Below are 22129 nucleotides of genomic sequence, written 5' to 3' on the forward strand. Positions count from 1 at the left end.
TATTGCAATTGGTATTAGAGTATAGGGCTTGTAGTGGTATATTATGGAATAGAAAGGTTAATTTTACCGCATATAGAAATGATAAGAGCGAGCTGATGGTTCTGGTGTCTTCAATTGAAATAGAGCAAGATATTTTTGCTTTATATAAATTTCGTTGGAGTGTTGAACGACTATTTTTGCACCTAAAAAGCGGTGGTTTTGATATTGAAAAAAGTCACATTGTAAAATTGGATAGATTTGAAAAATTATTAGTGATAACTGCTATTGCTTCAGCTTTAATAGTCAAAAATGGAATAATACAAAATGCCTTAAATCCCATCCGAATAAAACGGTACAAAACCATTGAAAGACAATTGTTTTCATTATTTACCTATGGCTTTGATCATATCAAAAATGCTTTTTATCAATCTACAACAGCCATAACGCAGCTAATATCCACATTATTAATACCTCCCAAACAAAAACTTTTTTCTATCCTAATACCATCTTTACAAAAATTGTAGGGTACTATGGTGTTTTATTCTCTTCGTTAGAAAGATTTTCATTTATTGCTCTTCTGCTCTGAGCACTTTTAACAAAACGTGGATGGAGTTGTGAAATTTTTCCCTTCTAGACATTGGTAGCAAATATTGCTCCAAATTATTAGCTCCAAGATTTGACATAGTATTTAAATTTTGAATGCTAAAAGTAGCACAGCCACGAGAGGATGTTTGCATAGCAATTATCTTTTATCTAAATTTTCAAAAAAATATTTATCTAAATAATAAAACAACGTTTTTGTTGAATAAGTTTATGGCAAACTTCAAGTAGCTTACGCATACAAGCAACTATCGCAACTTTCTTAGGTTTAAAATTATTAACAAGCCTATTGTATAAAGTTTTTAAATATTGAAAACCATTTTTGCCAGTTAATACCGCCATGTATAAAGCATCCCGTGGTATTTTTCTGCCTCCCCTAATAAATCTTCGTCCTTGCTTATTACCACTATCACGGGCGTACGGAGCTATCCCCACAATTGCTGACAATTCATTACTACTATAATTTTTATCCCCTAATTCAGGTACAAAACTAATTAGTTTTGTAGCCAAACATTTACCAATACCAGGTACAGTCTCTAATATTTTTACCTTCTCTTTTAACTCTTCTGACTCATCTATTGTTTTGTTTAACTTCTTATCAAGCTCAGCTATTTCATTTTGTAAGAATTTAATGTGTTTTTCTATACTATCTTTATCAATACCATCAATACTATGATGTAGTCTTTTCTTTTCATTGCTAAGCATTAATACTAAATCTTCTCGTCTTTGCTTATATCTCTTCAAATTCTCTGATTCAACTTGATATATATAATTCGCTGAAAGCTGCATCTTATCACCATAATATGCTAATTTAAATGCATCCTTCCTATCAGTTTTACACAAATTTACCGATTTACTAAAAGAATTAAAACTATATGTATTGACCTTATGTATTTGTTGCTTATTATTATACAGCTTTTGACAAATCTCAGCTTCGTATCCTCCAGTGGGTTCACATATTATTAGCTTAATCTCTTGCTCTTTTGCTAATTTAATCACCTCTTCATGACCAGCTGCATCATTGGCAAAACGATGATATTTAGGTTTATCGCTTGTATTATATACACATATATCAAGCCATTGTTTACTTACATCTAGACCTATTATTTTACTTATGATATAATATAATGGTTCCAATATTTTGGACAGAAAAATAAGAAAAATGAGATAGAATTCTTTAGCAAACAAGGAGAGCTAGAGATGAAAAAACAAGTAAGGCAATATAGTGCTGAGGAGAAAGCCAAAATTGTCATAGAAGCAATTAAGGGAGAGCTAACAATAGCCCAGATAACCAGTAAGTATGGTGTTCATGCAACACAGATCAGTAACTGGAAAACACAAGGTCTTGAGTTGTTAGTACAAGGTTTTAAGAATAAAACACAGAGTGCTGATCCAAATCAGCAGGGGTTAATCAAGAATCTATATGAGCAAATTGGTCAGTTAAGCGTTGAGTGTGACTGGCTCAAAAAAAAATCTGCATTGTTTAGAATTAAAGGTTAGGTGTAATATGATAGAGCCTAATCATAATAAGTTAACAATTGTACAACAGTGTAAGTTATTGGATATTAGCAGGTCAACCTATTACTATCAACCTACTGGTATTAGTGAACAAGATATCAAGATTATGGCAATAATTGATGAGACCTATACTATGCATCCATATTATGGTATGCGGCGGATGGCTAAATATTTACAAGCCCAAGGTTTTTCGGTAGGTCGTAAAGCTGTTAGACGTTACTACAAGATAATGGGTCTTGAAGCTGTTTATCCTAAAATAAATTTAAGCAAGAGGAATCAAGTGCATAAAATATATCCTTATTTACTAAAAGGATTAGAAATAGTATTGCCAAACCAGGTTTGGAGTGCAGATATAACGTATATAAGACTGAGCCAAGGGTTCGTATATTTAGTAGCTATTATTGACTGGTATAGTCGTTATATTCTAAGTTGGCGAATCTCCATTAGTTTGGAAAGTGAATTTTGTGTAACAGCCCTTGAAGACGCTATAGAAAAATATGGTATGCCAAAAATATTTAATACTGATCAAGGAGTACAATTTACCTCGGAGAATTTTATTAGTATGCTAAAGCTACATAATATCTTGATTAGTATGGATGGTAAGGGACGAGCCTTAGATAATATTTTTATTGAACGTTTTTGGCGATCATTAAAACAGGAAAAAATTTATCGGATTATTTTAACAACAGTAAAGGAGGCAAAGACAGCAATTAACGAATATATGGACTTTTATAATAGACAAAGGATGCATCAAGCTTTGGATTATAAAACTCCAGAATGTGTATATTTTGAAAAAAATATTGTATAAAAACAACAATTTAATTTTTGTGAATTATATCTCTATTTATCTAAATTTTTGTCTAGACAAAGGGGACCACCTTACAATATTACAGCTCTGATAAAGTGAGTTGTAAACGTTGCCTAATTAGAGGGCATAAAAATAACCAATATCATTGTCATCAAGTATTACAAGGGGCTATTGTAAAATTTGGGTTACGACAAGTAATACCAGTAATGCCTGAGGAAATTCGTGTACAAGATGGTGATGAGAAAGAGGATTGTGAGACGAATGCTTTCAAGAGATTTTTGACAAGATTTAGAAAGGATCATGATAAATTAGGGATAATAATCAATGCTGATGCCTTATATGCAACAACTCCAGTGATAGAAACAATTCGTGATCATAAAGCTAATTATATTTTTAAAGTAAAACCCAATAATCATAAGACATTAATGGATAATGTTCAATCTGTAGATAAATCAAAGATAGAGACATTGAGCCTTAGAAGGAACAAATTGATAATTGAATGGGTTAATGATGTTGAATTATTTACTAGCACTAAGGTAAGAACAAATTATATAGCGGCATGGGAGCTAGTGCCGCAGAAAGATGGTAGTAACAAAAGTCAGTATTATGGTAAATGGATTACTGATCTAGAAATCACCTCAGATAATGCTAAAACAATAATAGACGGAGCAAGAGCACGTTGGAAAATAGAGAACGAATGCTTTAATAGCTTAAAGAATCATGGTTATAATATAGAACATAATTACGGTCATGGTTCTGAGAATCTATGTTATAATTTCTACAATTTTAGAGTCTGTCCTATAGTTTGTGTAAGTTGCAAAGAAAGCAGTAAGAGATTACTGTAAAAAAAGTAACTTAAGCAAGCAAGGAGGAATTATGGCTAAAAAATTAGATACAGATAAAGATACATTAAACATCAGTAATCAGCTAGTAGAAGAATTATTATCAAAAGCAGATCCATCGGAGTTATTTGGTCGAGATGGTTTATTTCAACAGCTAAAGAAGCAAATAGTTGAGAAAATATTAGCAAGTGAGTTGGATCATGAATTAGGATATTCAAAACATAGCAAGATGGCAAAAGTAGATAATAATCGTCGTAATGGTAGCTATGAGAAGACAGTAATTGATGGGGATGGTCGTAAGCTGACAGTAGAAGTACCAAGAGATCGGGAAGGAGAGTATAATCCTCAATTAATACCAAAAGGGCTGAGGAGATTTAATGGATTTGATGAGAAAGTGATATCCCTTTATGGTCGCGGTATGACAGTCAGCGAGATCCGAGGGCATTTAGAAGAAATATATCAAACTGATGTATCTGGTGACTTGATATCCACCATAACAGATGGGGTAATAGAAGAAGTAACTAGGTGGCAAAATCGTTGTTTAGATAGGGTGTATCCAATATTATACTTGGACTGTATCTATGTAAAATCTAGAGACAATCACATAGTAATAAATAAAGCAGTATATTTAGCACTTGCTGTAAATATAGAAGGGAAAAAGGAGTTACTTGGCATTTGGATAGGCAAAAATGAAGGTGCTAAATTTTGGATGCAAGTAGTTACTGAGTTAAAGAATCGAGGAATTGAACAAATTTATGTTGCTTGTGTGGGGTTTAAAGGGCTTTCCAGAAGCTATAAGCAGTGTATTCCCGAGTACTATAGTACAATTATGTATTGTACATATGGTTCGCAATTCAGTAAAGTATGTGTCATATAAAGATTTAAAAGAGGTCACATCAGATCTAAAACAAATTTATACAGCTAATAATGACGAAATGGCACGTTTAAAACTTCAGCAATTTGGTGTAAAATGGGATAAAAAATATCCGGTAATTTCTGATATTTGGCAACGTAATTGGTCTGGGATAATACCGTTTTTTGCCTTTCCTGAAGAGAACAGAAAGGTAATTTATACTACTAACACTATAGAATCTGTAAATCGTCAAATTAGAAAAATTATCAAAAATAAGGGGGTGTTTCCAGATGATAAGTCAATTCAAAAAATAATATTTTTATCCCTACAAAATGCAGCCAAAAAATGGACCATGCCTATTAAAGATTGGTCTTTAGCTTTAAATCAATTTGAAATACTTTGTGGAGATTTTAAATATGATTTATTGGAAAATAAAAAATGAACTTACACAAATTAAATGATTGACTCCAATTTACTTTGTTAGCATTTACTATTCATCAAATACACCAATTAGTTGATAAATTATTTCAAGAAATGAGGGAGCAATTTGGTAGATTAGGATCGTTATGGGAACGAATAAGAAGTTTAGTAGACCTTTTTTTCTTTGAATCAATGGAAATGTTATGGGAGATATTAGCTGGCAAACGAGATTACAGAGTCCCGCCAATATAGATTCGACCTATCAAAAGCTTTTTCTAGAGCAATAGACTTATTTATTGCTAACCGTTGGTTTTTACCAAATTGATTACAATAACGTGAATTATGATAAGTTTGTATAAAAATATTTATAGAATTCAAGAAAATACATACAAATCTTTAACAGAAAAATAGATTATTCGTCTTAAAGTTGAGTGGATCGCAATGCTAAAATTTCCCTATGTATCCATAATGTCATATTTGGAATTGCTGCTTGATACCAATATAATATTGATATTATCTTAGATAATTTATCCAACTTTGACTACTTTTTTAACTATTCCTCTACGAAAAACTTATTCTATATCCTTTTACTTACCTTCCTTCTATGACATATTTGGAATCGCTGTAAAATTAGGTATACCTGGCGATATCTGTACTTGCACATCGACATCAATAATGTCTATACCACTAAAGGTTAAACTGCCAAGATGAACTATCATTTACAAAATAAATTTTACTAAATCCAGATTTTTGATAATTTTTGATAATTGCTGATCGACAAAATGATCCTCCATAACTACCTTTTTTTCTTTCATGTCACTTGCATTAAAACTTATATCCTCCAATAAATTTTCTAAAATAGTATGCAATCTTCTTGCTCCAATATCTTCAATTTCTAAGTTAACTTTTGCCGCATAAGTAGCAATCTTATCTATTGCCTTATCAGTAAATTGTAATTCTACCCCTTCGGTACCAATTAAGGCTGAATATTGTTTTATTAAACTTGATTCTGGTTCAACCAAGATTTTCACCATATCTTCCTTAGTGAGTGAGCTTAACTCTACCCTAATAGGTAGTCTTCCTTGCAGCTCAGGCAATAAATCAGATGGTTTTGATAAATGAAAAGCCCCTGATGCTATAAATAATATATGAGCAGTTTCTACAGGACCATACTTAGTATTAACTGTTGTACCCTCAATAATAGGTAATAAATCCCTCTGTACCCCCTCTCTACTAATCTCTGAGCTTTTTCCCTCCGGTCTTGAAGTGATTTTATCAATCTCATCCAAAAATACTATACCATCATTTTGTACTAGCACTAATGCATCTTGAGTAATTTTTTCTTGATCAATCAATTTATCTGACTCTTCAGCCAAGATAGTTAACATAGCATCTTTAACTAGCATTTTTTTGTTTTTTGTTTTACTAGTACCGATGACTTTGCTGATCATATCAGAAACATTTAACACACCCATAGCCGCTCCTGGCATACCAGGAATTTCAAAATTACCACCAAATATGCTACCTGAATCTGCTATATTGATCTCAATTTCATTATCATCGAGTTCACCTTTTTCAAGCTTAAGAAGAAATTTCTCTCTACTCTCAACTGATGCCGCTTTGCCTACTAAAGCGTCCAATACTCTTTCTACAGTTTTTAAAGTTGCATTAGCAATAACTTCTTTTTTAGCATTAGCTTTTTGGTTGTTAACAGCTATCTCCACTAAATCTCGTATTATTGACTCAACGTCTCGTCCAACATATCCTACTTCAGTAAATTTAGTGGCTTCTATTTTAAGAAAAGGTGAGCCGCTAAGCTTAGCAAGCCTTCTAGCAATTTCAGTCTTACCTACGCCAGTTGGTCCAATCATTAAAATATTTTTTGGAACGATTTCTTGACGAAGTGGCTCGGCTACATTTCTACGCCTACAGCGATTACGTAAAGCGATCGCCACAGCTTTTTTAGCCTTATATTGTCCAACAATGAATCTATCAAGCTCAGCTACGATTTTAGAAGGAGTTAATCCCATAGATTTAGCCGGAATTTCCACTGATTTAGGTGGAGTTCCTACAGGTTTAACCGAAGTTTTTACAGATTTAGCAGGAGTTCCCGCGGATTTTTTCTTAATACTAGTACTCATATAACTTTTTCTAAAATAATGTTATGATTAGAGAAAACACAAATGTCAGCTGCAATATGCATTGATTTTAAAGCAATCTCTTCTGCAGTTAGGTTATTATCAAAAGACATTAATCCCCTAGCACTTGCCAGGGCATATAATCCACCAGAACCAATGGCAGCAGCATCCCCGTCAGGTTCAACTACATCACCATTACCAGTTAGAATTAATATATTTTTTTTATCTGCAACAATCATCATTGCTTCAAGTTTACGTAAATATTTATCGCTACGCCACTCTTTTGCCAATTCTACTGCACTTCTCAGTAACTGGTATGAATATTTTTCTAGCTTTAACTCTAGTTTTTCAAATAAAGTTAGAGCATCTGCAGTAGAGCCAGCAAAGCCCGCAATAATACTATTATTGAACATAGTTCTTAATTTTTTGGCTGTCGATTTTAAAATTGTATTACCAAGGGAAACCTGACCATCAGCGGTAATCACGACTTCTCCGCCTTTTCTTAAGCACAGTATAGTAGTCCCGTGTAATGAGTTGTCTGACATAAATAATCTTCTAAATATTGATGTTTAGCTATTGATGTTTAGTTGTTTGTTTATTATTATGGTGTTTAAGTAATCATTCAGTATCATAATTACAAGACTCTCCTATGAATATTTATTCAATATATGTTAATCCTCAAAAAAAAGATAATGATTTTATTATTATCAAACAGGGTTTTTCGTTATTTGCTGCATTTTTTAATATGTTTTGGGCATTATATCACAGAATGTGGTTAGCACTAATAATTACTTTAATAATAAGTGTAGCTATATCAAGTTTAGGTTTTACTTATCTTACCTTTGCCAGTCGAATAGCTATTATGTTAATATTTGGTTTCTTTGCTGCTGATATGAGAGAATATGATTTGAAACAAAGAAAATACCGACTGACAGAAATAATATTAGCAAAATCTGAGATAGAAGCTGAATTAAAATTTTTAAAACACTTAAGTAGGCAATAAGAATTAGAGTATAATGAATATGTATGACAAAAATAATGTTTTTGCAAAAATTATTGGCAAGTATCTGCCAGCAGAAATAATATATGAAGATGAGAATCTAATAGCGTTTAACGATATAAATCCTGTAGCTCCGGTACATGTAATAGTTATACCGAAAAAGGAGTATGTTGACTATAGCGACTTTATCCTTAAAGCTTCTGGCGATGAAATTAAAGATTATTTTACCAAACTATCTTATATTGCATCTCTAGTAGGTTTAGAGCAAGATGGCTACCGTTTAATTACCAATAAAGGTGTGATATCCGGACAAAGTGTGTTTCATTTTCACTTCCATATTATTGGTGGGAAAACTATTTCTAAGTTGATATAGACCCCTCTACCTACGCAGGGATGACATTGTGTCATATATGGACGAGTGAATTTGTCAACAAAGAAAATAAAAAAATAGAGCCACAAAGGAAGCGGTCATATATTCGGCATCGAGTGCCATAATGGTTTCTGCATTCTTATAAATATCCTTGAGTGACCTCTCATTCCCACGGCTTCTAGAGCCTCGACATAATTACGGATTTTATTCAGAATACTTATTCATTAACTCTTTAACTTTCGTTCTCTTTATTGTTACTATTCTTTACTCGCAATATTTATCAATTACCAATTTTTATTTAGTTGACATAATTTCTTCTTTTTTCTCAACTAAACTAATTTGCAACATATTCGCTACCATTGGTGACTACTGCATAAGCAATCCTTGCTAACTTATTTGCTAAACCAACACATATAATATTATATGATTTATTTTCAGCAAATTTCTTCACTGCCCACTGCACTAGTTTATCTTTCGATTCCTTACCACTTTTTGCTCTTATTGCTATTGTCCTTGCGGCTTGAATCAACATAGTTCTGGCATATCTATCTCCCTGTTTGGTAATCCCTCCTAAAACTAATCTTATCCTGAATATTGCATGAAAGAATAGAGACAAAACCCTTGTAATACTATATAATATCAGTGTTAAAAGAAGATTACATAGAGGGTTTTGCCATGACAAATTGTACAGGATTAATTTACCAATCGAAAGTAAAAAATCGTCAAATAGAAATAAATTTCACAGGAGGTAATATTAGTAGCGATGGAGGTGTATTATTGCTAAGAGAAGCAGATAAAAGACTTGGTCTAACTAATGAACTGGCTAAGATTTTTCCTGATAAGCGAGATTCCGATAAAATTACTCATACTATTTTAACAATGCTCAAACAGCGTATTTATGGTATTGCTCTTGGTTATGAAGATTTAAATGATCACGATAATTTAAGAAAATGTCCAGCTTTGCAAACAAGTATAGACACACTGGACGATATGGCTAGTAGCTCTACTTTATGCCGTTTAGAAAATAAAGCACGTCAGTTCGGGATAAGATATAGATGAAATAGTAATAGATAAAAGGATTGTCAAAAAGGAGTGCCTGCAGTATTTATATTTTTAAACAAAAAAACAAACTACAGGCATGAAAAAAGATATCACAGAATTATATAGTTTTATAGATGATTTTTGTAAAATTTATTTGGAGTATGAACAGAGAAAGTTATTACCATCAAATAAGCAAAGAAATCGCTGTTGTAGCATGAGTCTAAGTGAAATGTTAACAATAATAATTATGTTTCATACATCCTATGCTAAGAATTTTAAATTTTTCTATAAAAGTTATATAGAGTGCATGCATAAGGATGATTTTCCCAAAGCCTTGAGTTATAATAGATTTGTTGAATTAATGGCACGATTATTCATACCGCTAAATATGTTGATTCATTTGTTGTTTGGTGAGGAAACAGGTATTTATTTTATTGACTCTACAACGATTAAAGCTTGTCACAATAAAAGGCGTTATAGCAATAAAGTTTTTAAAGGATTAGCCAAACATAGTAAATCCTCTATGGGGTATTTTTATGGTTTTAAATTACATGTAATAATCAATAATAAAGGGGAGTTTATGGCATTAAAAGTGACCAAAGGCAATGTAGATGATAGGGTTCCAGTACCGGAGTTAACAAAAAGATTAACTGGAATTATAGCAGCTGATAAAGGTTATATTAAGCAAAATTTGTTCTTAAATTTATATGAAAGAGGCTTAAAAATGATTCATGGAATTAAGAAGAATATGGAAAATAAATTAATGGATTTGAAAGAAAAAATCTTACTTCGAAAGCGTAACTTAATTGAAACAGTTTTTGATTATCTAAAAAATAAAATGAACCTTGAACATACTAGACATAGATCACCAATAAATGCCTTTGTCCATATATTATCTACTCTTGTTGCTTACTCATTAAAGAAAAATAAACCTTCAACAAAATTTGATTTTAATCTACATGTTCACAATATCCTTATCCCGAATTGACGTAAAGCAGATCGTGGATTTGCTCTTAAAGCTCATAAGGTGATGATTGACAAGTTTGTCGAATCTCATAAAACCGTGCCGAAACAATTAATACTTGATTTTGATGCCACTGATGATGAAATTTATGGCAATCAAGAGGGGAAGTTTTATCATGGATATTATCGTCATAATTGCTTTCTACCTTTATATGTTTTTTGTGGAAAAAAGCTGTTAGTAAGCAATCTTCGCAGCTCAAAGCTAGAACAAGCAAAGCATAGCTGGGCAATATTATCTCTATTAGTCAAGCGTTTTCGTCAATCGTGGCCTGAAGTAGAGATTATTTTTCGTGGTGATGGTGGATTTTGTCGTCATCAGATGCTGGATTGGTGTGATGAAAATAATGTAAAATATATAGTCGGAATAGCCCAAAATACTAGACTCAACAAGCTGCTTGAGCCATTGATGCAACAATCTAACGAAGCCTTCACAATTAGCAAAGAGAAGCAACGCTTTTTTAGTGAATTTAAATATAAAGCTGATAGCTGGAGTCGTCATCGTAAGATAGTTGGTAAATCAGAAGTAACTAGCCTTGGTGAGAATCCAAGATATATAGTAACTAATTTAGCAGGTAAGCCAGAAGATTTATATGATAAAAATTACTGTGCACGTGGAGATATGGAAAATCGTATAAAAGAGCAACAGTTAGAGCTATTTGCCGATCGCACTTCATGCCATAAATGGTGGGCTAATCAACTCAGACTAATTTTGTCAAGCCTTGCCTATACATTAGTAAAATATATACGTGATAAGTTTTTACAAGGTACTGAATTAGCTAAAGCCTTGGTAGGAACGGTGCGTTTAAAATTGTTCAAAATTGGAGCAGTAATTATTAGAAATAACCTCAGTTTGATGTAAGAGGAAGGTTGAGATTGTTTAATTTTCCAAAAGCTACAGAAATTTTATTAGGCTTAAAAACATAGGCAAGCAGTCCAGCTAATACGTTAGTTTGAAAATTCATAACAGATCTGTGCCTTGTATGGTCTATATGACAAAGGTTTTTTAGTTGATCGTTAATGGTTTCAATAATATACCTTTTATTTAAAAACCGCTTTTTAATAGGATCTATTATTCTTTCTTTCATATTACTTTTAATTTTTGTTATTAGTTCTAAACCTTGATTAGCAAGGGATTGAGTGAGTTTTTTACTGATATACCCACGATCACCAAAAAGCCAGCCTTGTAATTTATCTACTAAATTTTCCACCACTGCTCTATCATCAACATTTCCTGGAGTTAAAGAAAAACTCATAATCTCTCCGCAACTGTTAATGACAATATGTAGCTTACAACCAAAGAACCACCCAGTGGAAGTCTTACCTCTTTTTGCTATGTCTTTGAATACTTTATGTCTATTAATTCTTAAATTATGGCAAGCAGGAAGTTTAGTAGAGTCGATATAATATTGACCAGTTTGGAGTCAATCATTTAATTTGTGTGTGCGTCAAGATAAGGTGCATTAATCTTACGGGTGAAAGTCCTGTTATGGAAGGAGTAGCTAGCTCCACCATATAGCGAGTCTTGTGCTGCTGAAGGTAACGACAGTAGTAAAGCGTAGACAGCGAAACATCCGAGCCGAAACCAAATGGTGAACGTGATAGCCCTGAAATGATATTGGTAGTGGAAGTCGATGTGCTACACAACGCAGTAGACAAGAGAAAACTAGAGGTCAAACTAGCGAAAATCCGAAAGTTTTCAACCATCGGGGTCTCAGGCGTCAGCGAGTTTGTAGAGATTAATGACACAACTTGAGAAGTCCTTATAACTCTTACTGAGTTAAGTAAGTATTCAAAGTACAAGTGCCGAAACATAAGGCTTTGGAGATGGTGTTAAGGATGGCTGAGTCAGTTGTAGTAGTGATGAAGCTTCGTAATGGGAGTGGAGCGAAGGGCTGACAGAAAGGTAAGAACGTAAGAGGGAAACAATGACCGTACACAGCATAGACGGAAATACATGGTCAACGAAACTTGAGCGTATAAAGTTGCTATCATCACAAAATCAAGACATAAAGTTTAATAATCTTGGACATATTATTGATTTAAAGATGTTAGAAGAACAATATAAGGAACTTGATAGCAAGAAAGCTGTAGGAATAGATGGTATAACCAAAGCGGTTTATGGTAAGAAGTTGGAAGCAAATTTGCTCTCGCTCCTTACTAAAATTCGCAAGGGGCAATATCAAGCTAAACCTGCACGAATTACATTGATTCCAAAAGAAGATGGAGGCAAAAGACCTTTGGTAATATCATGCTTTGAAGACAAGATAATCGAGTCGGCAGTAAGCAAGATATTAAACTCAGTGTTCGAGCCAATATTCTTAAAATGTTCTTACGGGTTTCGACCTAAATTAAACGCCCATGATGCACTTAAGGAGTTGAATAGACTTACGTATAACTTCAATAAAGGAGCTGTAGTTGAAATTGATATAACTAAGTGCTTCAATTCAATCAAACATTCTGAGTTGATGGGATTCCTAAGAAAGAGAATATCTGACAAAAGATTCCTAAGACTAGTTATGAAACTGATGGAAACACCAATTATAGAAAACGGCATTACAGTTACTAACAAGGAAGGATGCCGCCAAGGGTCTAAAACATCACCAATTTTGGCAAATGTCTTCCTACATTATGTTATTGACTGTTGGTTTGCTAAAATCAGCAAGGAAAACATAAGAGGGCAAACTGGAATGGTGAGGTATTGTGACGATATGGTGTTCGTCTTTGAGAATGAAGAAGACGCGAGGAAGTTTTATGAGGTTTTGCCCAAAAGATTAAACAAGTATGGCTTGAACATCAATGAAGCTAAATCGCAGATGATTCAGTCCGGTAGATACCATGCTGAGGACTTAGCTAAGCAAGGTAAGAAGATCAAGAGTTATAATTTTCTTGGCTTTACTTGCTATTGGGGTAAATCAAGGTTTGGTAACATATGGAGATTAAAATATACCACAAGGAAAGATCGATTTACCGAGAAGCTTAAAGGGCTAAGAGAATATCTACGAAGTCACCTTAATGAGAGGGGCAAAGAACAGATATTATTGCAAGTCATTAGAGCTACAAAGGGGTGGATCAATTATCATGGTATATCAGATAATCAAAGACGAGTAAGTTCATTTATTCACCAAACTAGGCGAGCAATATATGGGTGGTTTAATAGAATGGGTGGGAAGCGTAAGATGAATTGGCAAAGATTAGCTGAAATACTCAAAAGGGTCGACTTTCCAAATAAGTGGAAGACCATTTCAATGTTCTAAAACCAACAAAAAAAAAATAGGGTACAAGCCTATCTTACCTTTCGGGAGCCGGATGCGGTAGCTCTGCATGTCCGGTTCTGAGGAGGGGCTTAACCAAGCAATTGGTTAGGTCTACTCACAAAGTTCATTTTTTATTTTCCAATAAATCATATTTAAAATCTCCACAAAGTATTTCAAATTGATTTAAAGCTAAAGACCAATCTTTAATAGGCATGGTCCATTTTTTGGCTGCATTTTGTAGGGATAAAAATATTATTTTTTGAATTGACTTATCATCTGGAAACACCCCCTTATTTTTGATAATTTTTCTAATTTGACGATTTACAGATTCTATAGTGTTAGTAGTATAAATTACCTTTCTGTTCTCTTCAGGAAAGGCAAAAAACGGTATTATCCCAGACCAATTACGTTGCCAAATATCAGAAATTACCGGATATTTTTTATCCCATTTTACACCAAATTGCTGAAGTTTTAAACGTGCCATTTCGTCATTATTAGCTGTATAAATTTGTTTTAGATCTGATGTGACCTCTTTTAAATCTTTATATGACACATACTTTACTGAATTGCGAACCATATGTACAATACATAATTGTACTATAGTACTCGGGAATACACTGCTTATAGCTTCTGGAAAGCCCTTTAAACCATCCACACAAGCAACATAAATTTGTTCAATTCCTCGATTCTTTAACTCAGTAACTACTTGCATCCAAAATTTAGCACCTTCATTTTTGCCTATCCAAATGCCAAGTAACTCCTTTTTCCCTTCTATATTTACAGCAAGTGCTAAATATTATAATGGTTCCAATATTTTGGACAGAAAAATAAGAAAAATGAGATAGAATTCTTTAGCAAACAAGGAGAGCTAGAGATGAAAAAACAAGTAAGGCAATATAGTGCTGAGGAGAAAGCCAAAATTGTCATAGAAGCAATTAAGGGAGAGCTAACAATAGCCCAGATAACCAGTAAGTATGGTGTTCATGCAACACAGATCAGTAACTGGAAAAAACAAGGTCTTGAGTTGTTAGTACAAGGTTTTAAGAATAAAACACAGAGTGCTGATCCAAATCAGCAGGGGTTAATCAAGAATCTATATGAGCAAATTGGTCAGTTAAGCGTTGAGTGTGACTGGCTCAAAAAAAAATCTGCATTGTTTGGAATTAAAGGTTAGGTGTAATATGATAGAGCCTAATCATAATAAGTTAACAATTGTACAACAGTGTAAGTTATTGGATATTAGCAGGTCAACCTATTACTATCAACCTACTGGTATTAGTGAACAAGATATCAAGATTATGGCAATAATTGATGAGACCTATACTATGCATCCATATTATGGTATGCGGCGGATGGCTAAATATTTACAAGCCCAAGGTTTTTTGGTAGGTCGTAAAGCTGTTAGACGTTACTACAAGATAATGGGTCTTGAAGCTGTTTATCCTAAAATAAATTTAAGCAAGAGGAATCAAGCGCATAAAATATATCCTTATTTACTAAAAGGATTAGAAATAGTATTGCCAAACCAGGTTTGGAGTGCAGATATAACGTATATAAGACTGAGCCAAGGGTTCGTATATTTAGTAGCTATTATTGACTGGTATAGTCGTTATATTCTAAGTTGGCGAATCTCCATTAGTTTGGAAAGTGAATTTTGTGTAACAGCCCTTGAAGACGCTATAGAAAAATATGGTATGCCAAAAATATTTAATACTGATCAAGGAGTACAATTTACCTCGGAGAATTTTATTAGTATGCTAAAGCTACATAATATCTTGATTAGTATGGATGGTAAGGGACGAGCCTTAGATAATATTTTTATTGAACGTTTTTGGCGATCATTAAAACAGGAAAAAATTTATCGGATTATTTTAACAACAGTAAAGGAGGCAAAGACAGCAATTAACGAATATATGGACTTTTATAATAGACAAAGGATGCATCAAGCTTTGGATTATAAAACTCCAGAATGTGTATATTTTGAAAAAAATATTGTATAAAAACAACAATTTAATTTTTGTGAATTATATCTCTATTTATCTAAATTTTTGTCTAGACAAAGGGGACCACCTTAGTGCTTACGTCAAACTCAGGTTAGAAATACTAGGAGCATTAAATTCTTGTTGTCTTCATCTTATCCTTACCAACATATATGGGATAGTGTTATGAAAAAATTAGCTATAGAATAAGCTAATATGGTACTGTCCCCGGTACAATAAAAAATGGGGGTAAGGGGGGATTCTATCTTAAATCAGGAAGAATTGCATATCTAGACATAATTTAAGTGAAAATTAACATATCCATGACCACTTATAAGGAGTCTGTCCTATAGTTTGTGTAAGTTGCAAAGAAAGCAGTAAGAGATTACTGTAAAAAAAGTAACTTAAGCAAGCAAGGAGGAATTATGGCTAAAAAATTAGATACAGATAAAGATACATTAAACATCAGTAATCAGCTAGTAGAAGAATTATTATCAAAAGCAGATCCATCGGAGTTATTTGGTCGAGATGGTTTATTTCAACAGCTAAAGAAGCAAATAGTTGAGAAAATATTAGCAAGTGAGTTGGATCATGAATTAGGATATTCAAAACATAGCAAGATGGCAAAAGTAGATAATAATCGTCGTAATGGTAGCTATGAGAAGACAGTAATTGATGGGGATGGTCGTAAGCTGACAGTAGAAGTACCAAGAGATCGGGAAGGAGAGTATAATCCTCAATTAATACCAAAAGGGCTGAGGAGATTTAATGGATTTGATGAGAAAGTGATATCCCTTTATGGTCGCGGTATGACAGTCAGCGAGATCCGAGGGCATTTAGAAGAAATATATCAAACTGATGTATCTGGTGACTTGATATCCACCATAACAGATGGGGTAATAGAAGAAGTAACTAGGTGGCAAAATCGTTGTTTAGATAGGGTGTATCCAATATTATACTTGGACTGTATCTATGTAAAATCTAGAGACAATCACATAGTAATAAATAAAGCAGTATATTTAGCACTTGCTGTAAATATAGAAGGGAAAAAGGAGTTATACCAATTGCAATAATTAACACAGTGGTGTAAAATGGGTTTTTAACTGATAAAGGTACTCAAATGGCTAGGTTAATATTACCACAAGGTTTTCATGGTCATGATTTTATAAAAATGATGAAACATGAGCCGCATGGTCGAAATCGTATACGTTTATTGGCGATGTATCACCTTCAATTAGGCAAATCTTTAAAAGCCATATCTGAAATAGTGAAGTCACACTGGAAAACTGTGCAATCATGGCTCAGAAGATTTAGGAATCATGGTTTTGAAGGATTATTTGAATCACAAAGAAGCGGCGCCCCTAGGAAGATTAACACTATACAAGAGTCTGCTCTTTTTGATAAAATCAATACGCTCAGTGAAAGTAAAACTGGTGGGTATATAACTGGAAAGGAGCTACATATCATGTTACTTGAGGAATATGGTGCTAAATGCGCTTTAAAAACAGTCTACAATACTATGCACCGCCTTGGTTTTAGCTGGATTACTTCTCGTTCAATGCATCCAAAGTCAAATCAAGAGACTCAAAATACATATAAAAAAACTTCCCAGACATGTTAACAAAATTATTACCAAAAAATATCGATAGATGTAAAGTTGATATATGGTCTCAGGATGAAACTCGAGTTGGGCAACAAGGTAGCTTAACTCGTATATGGGCTAAGCGTGGCACTAGACCCCGTAAAGTTCGGCAACAGCAATTCATTTCAACATATATTTATGGAGCTGCTTGCCATGATACAGGAGAAGCTTTTGCATTAATTTTACCATATGCAAACACACAGGCAATGAATAAATTCTTAGAAGAGCTTTCTCGCAGTATTCAAGGCAACCGACATATAGCTTTACTAACGGATAATGCAGGTTGGCACACAGCCAAAAAACTAACTGTGCCAAGCAATATCACTTTGATACCGCTTCCGCCCTATGCACCGGAACTTAATGCAATGGAACAAGTTTGGGAATGGATCAAAAATCATTTCTTGTCTAACCAATGTTATGGTGTATATGAAGATATCGTCACTATGGCTTGTTACGCTTGGAATCAATTTGCTCATAATGTAGATTTAGTAAAATCAATTATGTATAGAGACTGGATAAACACACCGTGTTAATTATTGCGATTGGTATGATATATGGTCTCAGGATGAAACTCGAGTTGGGCAACAAGGTAGCTTAACTCGTATATGGGCTAAGCGTGGCACTAGACCCCGTAAAGTTCGGCAACAGCAATTCATTTCAACATATATTTATGGAGCTGCTTGCCATGATACAGGAGAAGCTTTTGCATTAATTTTACCATATGCAAACACACAGGCAATGAATAAATTCTTAGAAGAGCTTTCTCGCAGTATTCAAGGCAACCGACATATAGCTTTACTAACGGATAATGCAGGTTGGCACACAGCCAAAAAACTAACTGTGCCAAGCAATATCACTTTGATACCGCTTCCGCCCTATGCACCGGAACTTAATGCAATGGAACAAGTTTGGGAATGGATCAAAAATCATTTCTTGTCTAACCAATGTTATGGTGTATATGAAGATATCGTCACTATGGCTTGTTACGCTTGGAATCAATTTGCTCATAATGTAGATTTAGTAAAATCAATTATGTATAGAGACTGGATAAACACACCGTGTTAATTATTGCAATTGGTATGATATATGGTCTCAGGATGAAACTCGAGTTGGGCAACAAGGTAGCTTAACTCGTATATGGGCTAAGCGTGGCACTAGACCCCGTAAAGTTCGGCAACAGCAATTCATTTCAACATATATTTATGGAGCTGCTTGCCATGATACAGGAGAAGCTTTTGCATTAATTTTACCATATGCAAACACACAGGCAATGAATAAATTCTTAGAAGAGCTTTCTCGCAGTATTCAAGGCAACCGACATATAGCTTTACTAACGGATAATGCAGGTTGGCACACAGCCAAAAAACTAACTGTGCCAAGCAATATCACTTTGATACCGCTTCCGCCCTATGCACCGGAACTTAATGCAATGGAACAAGTTTGGGAATGGATCAAAAATCATTTCTTGTCTAACCAATGTTATGGTGTATATGAAGATATCGTCACTATGGCTTGTTACGCTTGGAATCAATTTGCTCATAATGTAGATTTAGTAAAATCAATTATGTATAGAGACTGGATAAACACACCGTGTTAATTATTGCAATTGGTATAAGTTGGCATTTGGATAGGCAAAAATGAAGGTGCTAAATTTTGGATGCAAGTAGTTACTGAGTTAAAGAATCGAGGAATTGAACAAATTTATGTTGCTTGTGTGGGGTTTAAAGGGCTTTCCAGAAGCTATAAGCAGTGTATTCCCGAGTACTATAGTACAATTATGTATTGTACATATGGTTCGCAATTCAGTAAAGTATGTGTCATATAAAGATTTAAAAGAGGTCACATCAGATCTAAAACAAATTTATACAGCTAATAATGACGAAATGGCACGTTTAAAACTTCAGCAATTTGGTGTAAAATGGGATAAAAAATATCCGGTAATTTCTGATATTTGGCAACGTAATTGGTCTGGGATAATACCGTTTTTTGCCTTTCCTGAAGAGATCAGAAAGGTAATTTATACTACTAACACTATAGAATCTGTAAATCGTCAAATTAGAAAAATTATCAAAAATAAGGGGGTGTTTCCAGATGATAAGTCAATTCAAAAAATAATATTTTTATCCCTACAAAATGCAGCCAAAAAATGGACCATGCCTATTAAAGATTGGTCTTTAGCTTTAAATCAATTTGAAATACTTTGTGGAGATTTTAAATATGATTTATTGGAAAATAAAAAATGAACTTACACAAATTAAATGATTGACTCCAAACCTGGTTTGGCAATACTATTTCTAATCCTTTTAGTAAATAAGGATATATTTTATGCACTTGATTCCTCTTGCTTAAATTTATTTTAGGATAAACAGCTTCAAGACCCATTATCTTGTAGTAACGTCTAACAGCTTTACGACCTACCGAAAAACCTTGGGCTTGTAAATATTTAGCCATCCGCCGCATACCATAATATGGATGCATAGTATAGGTCTCATCAATTATTGCCATAATCTTGATATCTTGTTCACTAATACCAGTAGGTTGATAGTAATAGGTTGACCTGCTAATATCCAATAACTTACACTGTTGTACAATTGTTAACTTATTATGATTAGGCTCTATCATATTACACCTAACCTTTAATTCCAAACAATGCAGATTTTTTTTTGAGCCAGTCACACTCAACGCTTAACTGACCAATTTGCTCATATAGATTCTTGATTAACCCCTGCTGATTTGGATCAGCACTCTGTGTTTTATTCTTAAAACCTTGTACTAACAACTCAAGACCTTGTTTTTTCCAGTTACTGATCTGTGTTGCATGAACACCATACTTACTGGTTATCTGGGCTATTGTTAGCTCTCCCTTAATTGCTTCTATGACAATTTTGGCTTTCTCCTCAGCACTATATTGCCTTACTTGTTTTTTCATCTCTAGCTCTCCTTGTTTGCTAAAGAATTCTATCTCATTTTTCTTATTTTTCTGTCCAAAATATTGGAACCATTATACTTTAGCTTTAAATCAATTTGAAATACTTTGTGGAGATTTTAAATATGATTTATTGGAAAATAAAAAATGAACTTTGTGAGTAGACCTAACCAATTGCTTGGTTAAGCCCCTCCTCAGAACCGGACATGCAGAGCTACCGCATCCGGCTCCCGAAAGGTAAGATAGGCTTGTACCCTATTTTTTTTTGTTGGTTTTAGAACATTGAAATGGTCTTCCACTTATTTGGAAAGTCGACCCTTTTGAGTATTTCAGCTAATCTTTGCCAATTCATCTTACGCTTCCCACCCATTCTATTAAACCACCCATATATTGCTCGCCTAGTTTGGTGAATAAATGAACTTACTCGTCTTTGATTATCTGATATACCATGATAATTGATCCACCCCTTTGTAGCTCTAATGACTTGCAATAATATCTGTTCTTTGCCCCTCTCATTAAGGTGACTTCGTAGATATTCTCTTAGCCCTTTAAGCTTCTCGGTAAATCGATCTTTCCTTGTGGTATATTTTAATCTCCATATGTTACCAAACCTTGATTTACCCCAATAGCAAGTAAAGCCAAGAAAATTATAACTCTTGATCTTCTTACCTTGCTTAGCTAAGTCCTCAGCATGGTATCTACCGGACTGAATCATCTGCGATTTAGCTTCATTGATGTTCAAGCCATACTTGTTTAATCTTTTGGGCAAAACCTCATAAAACTTCCTCGCGTCTTCTTCATTCTCAAAGACGAACACCATATCGTCACAATACCTCACCATTCCAGTTTGCCCTCTTATGTTTTCCTTGCTGATTTTAGCAAACCAACAGTCAATAACATAATGTAGGAAGACATTTGCCAAAATTGGTGATGTTTTAGACCCTTGGCGGCATCCTTCCTTGTTAGTAACTGTAATGCCGTTTTCTATAATTGGTGTTTCCATCAGTTTCATAACTAGTCTTAGGAATCTTTTGTCAGATATTCTCTTTCTTAGGAATCCCATCAACTCAGAATGTTTGATTGAATTGAAGCACTTAGTTATATCAATTTCAACTACAGCTCCTTTATTGAAGTTATACGTAAGTCTATTCAACTCCTTAAGTGCATCATGGGCGTTTAATTTAGGTCGAAACCCGTAAGAACATTTTAAGAATATTGGCTCGAACACTGAGTTTAATATCTTGCTTACTGCCGACTCGATTATCTTGTCTTCAAAGCATGATATTACCAAAGGTCTTTTGCCTCCATCTTCTTTTGGAATCAATGTAATTCGTGCAGGTTTAGCTTGATATTGCCCCTTGCGAATTTTAGTAAGGAGCGAGAGCAAATTTGCTTCCAACTTCTTACCATAAACCGCTTTGGTTATACCATCTATTCCTACAGCTTTCTTGCTATCAAGTTCCTTATATTGTTCTTCTAACATCTTTAAATCAATAATATGTCCAAGATTATTAAACTTTATGTCTTGATTTTGTGATGATAGCAACTTTATACGCTCAAGTTTCGTTGACCATGTATTTCCGTCTATGCTGTGTACGGTCATTGTTTCCCTCTTACGTTCTTACCTTTCTGTCAGCCCTTCGCTCCACTCCCATTACGAAGCTTCATCACTACTACAACTGACTCAGCCATCCTTAACACCATCTCCAAAGCCTTATGTTTCGGCACTTGTACTT

At 33.9% G+C, this 22129-nt stretch carries 25 protein-coding genes and 4 pseudogenes; 20 read left to right on the forward strand and 9 right to left on the reverse strand.

The genetic code is table 11. The annotated features are described in order from the left end of the window. Positions 1-2 precede the first annotated feature (2 nt). Positions 3-503, forward strand: coding sequence for a transposase (locus tag NBW66_RS03860; RefSeq protein ID WP_250311794.1), 501 nt, complete (start codon positions 3-5; stop codon positions 501-503). Between the two features lie 253 nt (positions 504-756). Here NBW66_RS03860 and NBW66_RS03865 read toward each other — a convergent pair whose 3' ends face one another. Beyond that, positions 757-1716 carry an IS110 family RNA-guided transposase gene (locus NBW66_RS03865; protein WP_250311795.1) on the reverse strand — a complete coding sequence of 320 codons (960 nt, stop codon included), beginning with the start codon at positions 1714-1716 and terminating at the stop codon, positions 757-759. 63 nt (positions 1717-1779) lie between these two features. On the opposite strand from NBW66_RS03865, the gene NBW66_RS03870 reads away from it, so the two are divergent. From NBW66_RS03870 to NBW66_RS03890, 5 genes and pseudogenes are all read left to right on the forward strand, one after another. Continuing rightward, positions 1780-2079 carry a transposase gene (locus NBW66_RS03870; protein ID WP_250311260.1) on the forward strand — a complete coding sequence of 100 codons (300 nt, stop codon included), beginning with the start codon at positions 1780-1782 and terminating at the stop codon, positions 2077-2079. Between the two features lie 7 nt (positions 2080-2086). Then, positions 2087-2905 carry an IS3 family transposase gene (locus NBW66_RS03875; protein ID WP_250310686.1) on the forward strand — a complete coding sequence of 273 codons (819 nt, stop codon included), beginning with the start codon at positions 2087-2089 and terminating at the stop codon, positions 2903-2905. Positions 2906-3000: 95 nt separating this feature from the next. Then, on the forward strand, positions 3001-3750 hold the full coding sequence (locus NBW66_RS03880; RefSeq protein ID WP_250311796.1) for a transposase: 750 nt from the start codon (positions 3001-3003) through the stop codon (positions 3748-3750). Positions 3751-3781: 31 nt separating this feature from the next. Then, a pseudogene (locus NBW66_RS03885) lies at positions 3782-5042 on the forward strand (IS256 family transposase). A 35-nt stretch (positions 5043-5077) separates the two neighbouring features. After that, positions 5078-5272 (forward strand): hypothetical protein, encoded by a 195-nt coding sequence (locus NBW66_RS03890; RefSeq protein ID WP_250311797.1) that lies wholly within the window; start codon positions 5078-5080, stop codon positions 5270-5272. Positions 5273-5739: 467 nt separating this feature from the next. Here the strand turns inward: NBW66_RS03890 and hslU are convergent, their stop codons facing one another. After that, positions 5740-7050 (reverse strand): ATP-dependent protease ATPase subunit HslU, encoded by a 1311-nt coding sequence (gene hslU / locus NBW66_RS03895; protein ID WP_250312254.1) that lies wholly within the window; start codon positions 7048-7050, stop codon positions 5740-5742. A 107-nt stretch (positions 7051-7157) separates the two neighbouring features. Beyond that, positions 7158-7703 carry an ATP-dependent protease subunit HslV gene (gene hslV, locus NBW66_RS03900; protein WP_250311798.1) on the reverse strand — a complete coding sequence of 182 codons (546 nt, stop codon included), beginning with the start codon at positions 7701-7703 and terminating at the stop codon, positions 7158-7160. Positions 7704-7807: 104 nt separating this feature from the next. On the opposite strand from hslV, the gene NBW66_RS03905 reads away from it, so the two are divergent. Together NBW66_RS03905 and NBW66_RS03910 are read left to right on the forward strand one after the other, a co-directional pair. Then, complete coding sequence (locus NBW66_RS03905) at positions 7808-8161, forward strand: DUF2628 domain-containing protein (RefSeq protein ID WP_250311799.1); 354 nt, start codon at positions 7808-7810, stop codon at positions 8159-8161. A gap of 19 nt (positions 8162-8180) precedes the next feature. Further along, positions 8181-8531, forward strand: coding sequence for an HIT domain-containing protein (locus NBW66_RS03910; RefSeq protein ID WP_250311800.1), 351 nt, complete (start codon positions 8181-8183; stop codon positions 8529-8531). 331 nt (positions 8532-8862) lie between these two features. Here NBW66_RS03910 and NBW66_RS03915 read toward each other — a convergent pair whose 3' ends face one another. Then, positions 8863-9144, reverse strand: a complete 282-nt coding sequence (locus NBW66_RS03915) for a hypothetical protein (protein ID WP_250311801.1) — start codon at positions 9142-9144, stop codon at positions 8863-8865. Positions 9145-9170: 26 nt separating this feature from the next. On the opposite strand from NBW66_RS03915, the gene NBW66_RS03920 reads away from it, so the two are divergent. From NBW66_RS03920 to NBW66_RS03930, 3 genes are all read left to right on the forward strand, one after another. After that, entirely contained in the window at positions 9171-9587 is a 417-nt protein-coding gene (locus tag NBW66_RS03920) for a transposase (RefSeq protein ID WP_250311802.1), read from the forward strand. A 79-nt stretch (positions 9588-9666) separates the two neighbouring features. Beyond that, positions 9667-10557 (forward strand): IS982 family transposase, encoded by an 891-nt coding sequence (locus NBW66_RS03925; protein WP_250310582.1) that lies wholly within the window; start codon positions 9667-9669, stop codon positions 10555-10557. A 39-nt stretch (positions 10558-10596) separates the two neighbouring features. Continuing rightward, positions 10597-11451 (forward strand): IS1380 family transposase, encoded by an 855-nt coding sequence (locus tag NBW66_RS03930; RefSeq protein ID WP_284346720.1) that lies wholly within the window; start codon positions 10597-10599, stop codon positions 11449-11451. Here the strand turns inward: NBW66_RS03930 and NBW66_RS03935 are convergent. After that, positions 11438-12010, reverse strand: a pseudogene (locus tag NBW66_RS03935) (IS982 family transposase); the annotation flags it as partial. The gene NBW66_RS03930 and the pseudogene NBW66_RS03935 overlap by 14 nt on opposite strands. 507 nt (positions 12011-12517) lie before the next feature. Here NBW66_RS03935 and NBW66_RS03940 point away from each other — a divergent pair. Next, positions 12518-13846: a reverse transcriptase domain-containing protein gene (locus NBW66_RS03940; protein WP_250310618.1), complete on the forward strand. Its 1329-nt coding sequence runs from the start codon at positions 12518-12520 to the stop codon at positions 13844-13846. 124 nt (positions 13847-13970) lie between these two features. Here NBW66_RS03940 and NBW66_RS03945 read toward each other — a convergent pair. Next, positions 13971-14642 (reverse strand): annotated as a pseudogene (locus tag NBW66_RS03945) (IS256 family transposase); the annotation flags it as partial. 78 nt (positions 14643-14720) lie between these two features. Between NBW66_RS03945 and NBW66_RS03950 the strand changes: the two are divergent. The 8 genes and pseudogenes from NBW66_RS03950 to NBW66_RS03985 all read left to right on the forward strand — a co-directional run. Further along, positions 14721-15020 carry a transposase gene (locus NBW66_RS03950; protein WP_094649795.1) on the forward strand — a complete coding sequence of 100 codons (300 nt, stop codon included), beginning with the start codon at positions 14721-14723 and terminating at the stop codon, positions 15018-15020. A gap of 7 nt (positions 15021-15027) precedes the next feature. After that, positions 15028-15846: an IS3 family transposase gene (locus NBW66_RS03955; protein WP_250311575.1), complete on the forward strand. Its 819-nt coding sequence runs from the start codon at positions 15028-15030 to the stop codon at positions 15844-15846. A gap of 404 nt (positions 15847-16250) precedes the next feature. After that, positions 16251-16898 carry an IS256 family transposase gene (locus NBW66_RS03960; RefSeq protein WP_250311804.1) on the forward strand — a complete coding sequence of 216 codons (648 nt, stop codon included), beginning with the start codon at positions 16251-16253 and terminating at the stop codon, positions 16896-16898. 47 nt (positions 16899-16945) lie between these two features. After that, the gene (locus tag NBW66_RS03965; protein ID WP_250310542.1) at positions 16946-17446 is read left to right on the forward strand and encodes a helix-turn-helix domain-containing protein; all 501 of its coding nucleotides are present in this window, start codon (positions 16946-16948) and stop codon (positions 17444-17446) included. Next, on the forward strand, positions 17440-18000 hold the full coding sequence (locus NBW66_RS03970) for an IS630 family transposase (RefSeq protein WP_250310543.1): 561 nt from the start codon (positions 17440-17442) through the stop codon (positions 17998-18000). The genes NBW66_RS03965 and NBW66_RS03970 overlap by 7 nt, the downstream gene beginning before the upstream one ends. Positions 18001-18019: 19 nt before the next feature. Then, a complete protein-coding gene (locus tag NBW66_RS03975; protein ID WP_284346812.1) occupies positions 18020-18532 on the forward strand; it encodes an IS630 family transposase in 513 nt (170 codons plus the stop codon). Between the two features lie 19 nt (positions 18533-18551). Beyond that, positions 18552-19064, forward strand: a complete 513-nt coding sequence (locus NBW66_RS03980) for an IS630 family transposase (protein ID WP_284346812.1) — start codon at positions 18552-18554, stop codon at positions 19062-19064. A 72-nt stretch (positions 19065-19136) separates the two neighbouring features. Then, positions 19137-19710, forward strand: a pseudogene (locus NBW66_RS03985) (IS256 family transposase); the annotation flags it as partial. Here the strand turns inward: NBW66_RS03985 and NBW66_RS03990 are convergent. From NBW66_RS03990 to NBW66_RS04000, 3 genes are all read right to left on the reverse strand, one after another. Next, positions 19679-20089: an IS3 family transposase gene (locus NBW66_RS03990; RefSeq protein WP_250311805.1), complete on the reverse strand. Its 411-nt coding sequence runs from the start codon at positions 20087-20089 to the stop codon at positions 19679-19681. The pseudogene NBW66_RS03985 and the gene NBW66_RS03990 overlap by 32 nt on opposite strands. A 7-nt stretch (positions 20090-20096) precedes the next feature. Then, positions 20097-20396, reverse strand: a complete 300-nt coding sequence (locus NBW66_RS03995) for a transposase (protein WP_094649795.1) — start codon at positions 20394-20396, stop codon at positions 20097-20099. A 271-nt stretch (positions 20397-20667) separates the two neighbouring features. Further along, complete coding sequence (locus tag NBW66_RS04000; protein WP_250310618.1) at positions 20668-21996, reverse strand: reverse transcriptase domain-containing protein; 1329 nt, start codon at positions 21994-21996, stop codon at positions 20668-20670. Positions 21997-22129: the final 133 nt, after the last annotated feature.

The sequence above is a fragment of the Rickettsia endosymbiont of Oedothorax gibbosus genome (genome assembly GCF_936269705.1).
Taxonomy (GTDB): domain Bacteria; phylum Pseudomonadota; class Alphaproteobacteria; order Rickettsiales; family Rickettsiaceae; genus Tisiphia.

Excerpts from the sequence above, each read along its gene's own strand:
- NBW66_RS03870 (WP_250311260.1), top strand. The coding sequence starts at position 1,780 with ATGAAAAAACAAGTAAGGCAATATAGTGCTGAGGAGAAAGCCAAAATT.
- NBW66_RS03875 (WP_250310686.1), top strand. The coding sequence starts at position 2,087 with ATGATAGAGCCTAATCATAATAAGTTAACAATTGTACAACAGTGTAAG.
- hslU (WP_250312254.1), bottom strand. The coding sequence starts at position 7,050 with ATGGGATTAACTCCTTCTAAAATCGTAGCTGAGCTTGATAGATTCATT.
- hslV (WP_250311798.1), bottom strand. The coding sequence starts at position 7,703 with ATGTCAGACAACTCATTACACGGGACTACTATACTGTGCTTAAGAAAA.
- NBW66_RS03905 (WP_250311799.1), top strand. The coding sequence starts at position 7,808 with ATGAATATTTATTCAATATATGTTAATCCTCAAAAAAAAGATAATGAT.
- NBW66_RS03910 (WP_250311800.1), top strand. The coding sequence starts at position 8,181 with ATGTATGACAAAAATAATGTTTTTGCAAAAATTATTGGCAAGTATCTG.
- NBW66_RS03925 (WP_250310582.1), top strand. The coding sequence starts at position 9,667 with ATGAAAAAAGATATCACAGAATTATATAGTTTTATAGATGATTTTTGT.
- NBW66_RS03940 (WP_250310618.1), top strand. The coding sequence starts at position 12,518 with ATGACCGTACACAGCATAGACGGAAATACATGGTCAACGAAACTTGAG.
- NBW66_RS03950 (WP_094649795.1), top strand. The coding sequence starts at position 14,721 with ATGAAAAAACAAGTAAGGCAATATAGTGCTGAGGAGAAAGCCAAAATT.
- NBW66_RS03955 (WP_250311575.1), top strand. The coding sequence starts at position 15,028 with ATGATAGAGCCTAATCATAATAAGTTAACAATTGTACAACAGTGTAAG.
- NBW66_RS03960 (WP_250311804.1), top strand. The coding sequence starts at position 16,251 with ATGGCTAAAAAATTAGATACAGATAAAGATACATTAAACATCAGTAAT.
- NBW66_RS03965 (WP_250310542.1), top strand. The coding sequence starts at position 16,946 with ATGGCTAGGTTAATATTACCACAAGGTTTTCATGGTCATGATTTTATA.
- NBW66_RS03970 (WP_250310543.1), top strand. The coding sequence starts at position 17,440 with ATGTTAACAAAATTATTACCAAAAAATATCGATAGATGTAAAGTTGAT.
- NBW66_RS03990 (WP_250311805.1), bottom strand. The coding sequence starts at position 20,089 with ATGATAGAGCCTAATCATAATAAGTTAACAATTGTACAACAGTGTAAG.
- NBW66_RS03995 (WP_094649795.1), bottom strand. The coding sequence starts at position 20,396 with ATGAAAAAACAAGTAAGGCAATATAGTGCTGAGGAGAAAGCCAAAATT.
- NBW66_RS04000 (WP_250310618.1), bottom strand. The coding sequence starts at position 21,996 with ATGACCGTACACAGCATAGACGGAAATACATGGTCAACGAAACTTGAG.